This is a genomic window from Rhodococcus sp. EPR-147 (genome assembly GCF_001647185.1).
Lineage (GTDB): Bacteria > Actinomycetota > Actinomycetes > Mycobacteriales > Mycobacteriaceae > Rhodococcoides.
This window is the reverse complement of sequence record NZ_LVCU01000072.1, coordinates 1-3,848: the sequence shown is the minus strand read 5'-3', so window position 1 is coordinate 3,848 and position 3,848 is coordinate 1. Positions and strand designations below refer to the sequence as shown.

The window sequence follows — 3,848 nt, the reverse complement described above, 5'->3', positions numbered from 1 at the left end:
CGGTCGGTGAGCCACTGCCCCAGCTCCATCTGACGGGCCGCGGACCCGTCGGTGATACGCACCGATCGCGCGTACCACCGGGTCACCGACGAGAAGCCGAGCTTCATGGCAAGACCACGCCGGTCCATCTCCGCCAGCAGCGTCAATCGCATTGCAGCGAGCTCATTTTCGAGGGAAGACACGCCAGCGAGCTCGGAGACCAAATCCTGGTCACCGAGCCCGAACACATCCCCCCATGTCTTCACACCGGAAAAGCTATACCCACCCACCGACAAGTTCCTGAGACGCTGGTCAGCGTCTCCAACGGATACGAATGGGCCCCTTCGCGGTGGAGGGATCGACGACGGATCCCTTCTGGGTGATCTCGACTTCTCCCGCGTCGACCATGCGGCGGGCGGCGCGGCGAACCGGTTCCATCAACTCCCGCCAATTGTCCTCGGACAGTGCACGTGCGACGTCGGAAGGGCAGATCGTGGAGTCGCGGGATCGGGCGTCGAGCAGGGAACGGATCTTGTCTTCGAGTTCCTTGTCGGTGGTGCTCACCTTGTGCCGGCGGCATGCGTCGCTGCAGTACTTGATGTCATCCCAGTTCTTCTCCCACTTCTTGCGCCATTCGATTCGCCGTCCGCACGACGCGCAGACCTTGTCCGCGGGGTGAGCCGTGGGGGAGCGACGGGAATGAGCCATGCTTCGACAGTAACCTTCTCGCATGGCGATTCGACCCATCCTCGTTGCCGGCGACCCACGTTTGACGACCTGTGCCGCTCCCGTCACCGAGTTCGACGCGGAGTTGGCCGCGTTCGTGGAGGACCTGTTCGAGACCAACACTGCGGCGCACGGTGCCGGTCTTGCCGCCAACCAGGTCGGTGATCCGCGTGCGGTGTTCGTCTACGACCTCCACGACGGCGGAGTCCGTCATCGCGGGCACGTGGTCAATCCAGTGCTCGAGACGTCGGCGATCCCGGAGACGATGCCGGACCCCGAGGACGGTGAGGGGTGTCTGTCGGTCCCGGGGGAGCGGTACCCGACCGGCCGTGCGGACTGGGCCCGCGTGACCGGTGTCGATGTGGAGAACAATCCCGTATCCGTCGAGGGGCACGGCTACCTGGCGCGGTGTCTGCAGCACGAGTCCGACCATCTGGCCGGTCACCTGTACCTCGACCGTCTGATCGGCCGCAATCAGCGCGCAGCGAAGAAGATGATCAAGGCCCGAGGGTGGGTCGGGCCCGGCAACAGTTGGATGCCCGGGTCCGACTCTGACCCGTTCGGATGGTGATCTGATCCGTCGGTCAACATGCCCCGGTGATTCCGCACGCCGCTGCACGTTCCAGCTTCCAACGGCCCTCGGAGACAACGAAGTCGATGGAGGACACTCGCCCGACGGACGTTCCGCTCGCCTCGACCCGGCCGGGTGCGACGACGTCGATGCGGTCGAACGACAACTCCGACATGATCCCACCGCTGTCGAAGACCGCGGCATTCTCCTCGGCAGATCCCTCGAGCGCGTCGGCGCGGTCGGACCGCTCGGCGGTCCAGTCGAAGACGGTGCGGAAGATGGCGGTCGCCTCGTCCGGGGTCGGGATGGCGGAGGGTGCGACGGAGGGAGGAGGTGCCGGGAACGACGACGGCGCAACGTTCACCGCCGCCTCGATGGTCGGCTCGGGTTGCGTTGCAGCGCAACCGGTGAGGGCGACGAGAGCCAGTCCGCACAGGACGCGGCCGGCGATCATCAGAACGGGTTGTAGACGTAGAGCGTCCGGTAGTCCCATTCCGACGATCCGGCCGGGATTCGAATCTGAGTGAGGACTCGCCCGTTCTGGGTGCACCAGCTCTGGCCGTGGAACGACGAGCAGTCGATCTGCTGGCTCGTGCCGAACGGGCTGACGATCAACGATTTGGCGCTCGCTGCACCGTATGCCGCAGGGTCGAGGGCGCTCACGAAGTTCGCGGTCGAGTCCTTGGGTCCGAACGGGTTGTCGTCGGGTGCTGCGGACGCTGTCGACGCGACGAGCACTGCGCCGCCGATCGCCAGCGCGACTCCGGCGAGGACCTTCTTCAGCATGGTGGCTCCGTTCGTTTCGAGCGCGAATGCTCAGTGCTCATGGAATCGGCTGCAACCGACCGCGCGTTACGAACCGGCATCTCCCCCGAGGCGGCACACTGGAGTGCATGACAGCACTCGAAGCGCCCATCGTTGCCCAGCAGCTCGGCCGTCGCCTCGCGGTGTGGGGCGGTGGGAGTGTGCTCGCCGGAACGATGTTGGCGTTGCGCGGGTCCTCGCCTGCCCGGCGGGCGTTCGGGTTGCAGACGGCGGGGTGGGGCGCGATCGATCTGGCGATCGCGGGTGCAGGCGCGCTGAGCTCGAAGCCCCCGACGGCCGCGAGTTTGAGTCGGCTGCTGTGGATCAATGCCGGTCTCGACGTTCTCTACATCGCGACCGGTGCGCACATCGCCGTCAGGAAGCCTCGGTTCGGCGGCCGGATCACTGCTGACCAGGCCGTGGGTCACGGCACTGCCGTCGTCGTGCAGGGCGCTGCACTGCTCGCGCTGGACACGACTCACGCCCGCATGATTGCCGGCTAATCACACGAGTGTCATTCTCTCCGTAGGTGTTTTGTCAAGTACCGACATGCCCGATTTGTTGCGCGATCAGTAGATTTGCGTAACACTCGTCCCATCAGTCACATCAGTATCGTGGGTCACACGGGAAACGGTGGGTTCGTCTATGCGTGTACGTAGTCGGCAGATCGCTGTCGGGGCTGTCCTGGCGCTGGCAGTGAGCGGACTCAGCGCTTTGACTGCGCCCACCGTGTCGGCCGAACCGTGTGGTGGGCTCGGCGGGCCGGGCTCGTCTCCGCTGTTCGGGTCGTCGGGCAGCGCGGGCATGTCGGGTAAGAACCCGCAGGGTCCGCAGGGGCCGCTTCCTCGGATCACCGGCAACACGCAGAGCATCGCTTGGGTCACCGGTCCGCAGAGTGTGAACAACACCTACAACGACCTTGCGATGTCCGGTACCGACCTCGGGATCAGCTGGGACAACGGTGCCGGCCAGATCCTGATGGCGTTCGGTGACACGTTCGGCGACTGCTCCTCCGGCAATGCCCAGTGGCGCAGCAACGCGCTGTTCCGCTCGGACAAGGCGTCGACGAACTTGGCGCAGGGCATCGAGATCGGTCCAGCCGATCCCGCGGACAACACGTCCGGTGCCGTCGTGCGTGCAGACAACCCACGCTATGCGGCCGAGATCATCTCGAGCGCAAAGCTACCCAGCGTCGAGGACACGACCATCCCCACGGCGGCCATCGCGATCGGCAACACCCAGTTCATCAACTACATGTCGGTGCAGAGCTGGGGCACACCCGGTCGCTGGGTCACGAATTACTCCGCGACCGCGAAATCCACTGACAACGGCCAGAATTGGACGACGGATCCCAGGACCATCCGCGTCAACAAGGGTGTCACCATCCCCGGCTTCACCAACGTCCACGAAAGCCAGGGCAAGTTCCAGCAGAGTGCGTACGTCCTGGGCCGCGACGGCGAGTACCTGTACCAGTTCGGTACTCCCAACGGACGATTCGGCGACGCCTTCGTCTCGCGGGTCGCGCCTGCGGACATCGAGGATCTCGACGCGTACGAGTACTCGACGCAGGATCCGGATCCGACGAAGCAGTGGTCGAAGAACATCGGCGATACAGTCGCCGTCGTCAAGGGCCCGGTCAGTGAGATGTCGGTTGCGTGGAACGACTACCTCGGCCGCTACGTGATGATGTACGGGGACGAGAACTCTCGCACTCTGGTCGCTCGAACGGCAGACAACCCCGAGGGTCCGTGGAGTGCGCCGAGGACCA

Annotated in this window: 6 protein-coding genes and 2 pseudogenes; 3 read left to right on the top strand and 5 right to left on the bottom strand. The window is 65.1% G+C overall.

Annotated elements, in window-relative coordinates; genetic code table 11:
• The 3 genes and pseudogenes from A2J02_RS03855 to A2J02_RS28550 all read right to left on the bottom strand — a co-directional run.
• Nucleotides 1-245 (bottom strand): annotated as a pseudogene (locus A2J02_RS03855) (HNH endonuclease signature motif containing protein); the annotation flags it as partial.
• 46 nt (nt 246-291) lie between these two features.
• Nucleotides 292-543, bottom strand: a complete 252-nt coding sequence (locus A2J02_RS28555; protein ID WP_231893683.1) for a DUF3253 domain-containing protein — start codon at nt 541-543, stop codon at nt 292-294.
• A gap of 15 nt (nt 544-558) precedes the next feature.
• Nucleotides 559-687: pseudogene (locus A2J02_RS28550) on the bottom strand (DUF2256 domain-containing protein); the annotation flags it as partial.
• A gap of 22 nt (nt 688-709) precedes the next feature.
• Here A2J02_RS28550 and A2J02_RS03845 point away from each other — a divergent pair.
• Nucleotides 710-1,276 (top strand): peptide deformylase, encoded by a 567-nt coding sequence (locus A2J02_RS03845; RefSeq protein ID WP_068047054.1) that lies wholly within the window; start codon nt 710-712, stop codon nt 1,274-1,276.
• A 13-nt stretch (nt 1,277-1,289) separates the two neighbouring features.
• Here the strand turns inward: A2J02_RS03845 and A2J02_RS03840 are convergent, their stop codons facing one another.
• Both A2J02_RS03840 and A2J02_RS03835 read right to left on the bottom strand, forming a co-directional pair.
• Entirely contained in the window at nt 1,290-1,769 is a 480-nt protein-coding gene (locus A2J02_RS03840) for a hypothetical protein (RefSeq protein ID WP_156516069.1), read from the bottom strand.
• On the bottom strand, nt 1,730-2,062 hold the full coding sequence (locus A2J02_RS03835; RefSeq protein ID WP_068047049.1) for a hypothetical protein: 333 nt from the start codon (nt 2,060-2,062) through the stop codon (nt 1,730-1,732). The genes A2J02_RS03840 and A2J02_RS03835 overlap by 40 nt, the downstream gene beginning before the upstream one ends.
• A 107-nt stretch (nt 2,063-2,169) precedes the next feature.
• On the opposite strand from A2J02_RS03835, the gene A2J02_RS03830 reads away from it, so the two are divergent.
• The gene (locus A2J02_RS03830; protein WP_068047047.1) at nt 2,170-2,583 is read left to right on the top strand and encodes a DUF6992 family protein; all 414 of its coding nucleotides are present in this window, start codon (nt 2,170-2,172) and stop codon (nt 2,581-2,583) included.
• 142 nt (nt 2,584-2,725) lie between these two features.
• Nucleotides 2,726-3,848 (top strand): DUF4185 domain-containing protein (locus A2J02_RS03825; RefSeq protein WP_231911402.1); only part of this gene is annotated, 1,123 nt, incomplete at its 3' end.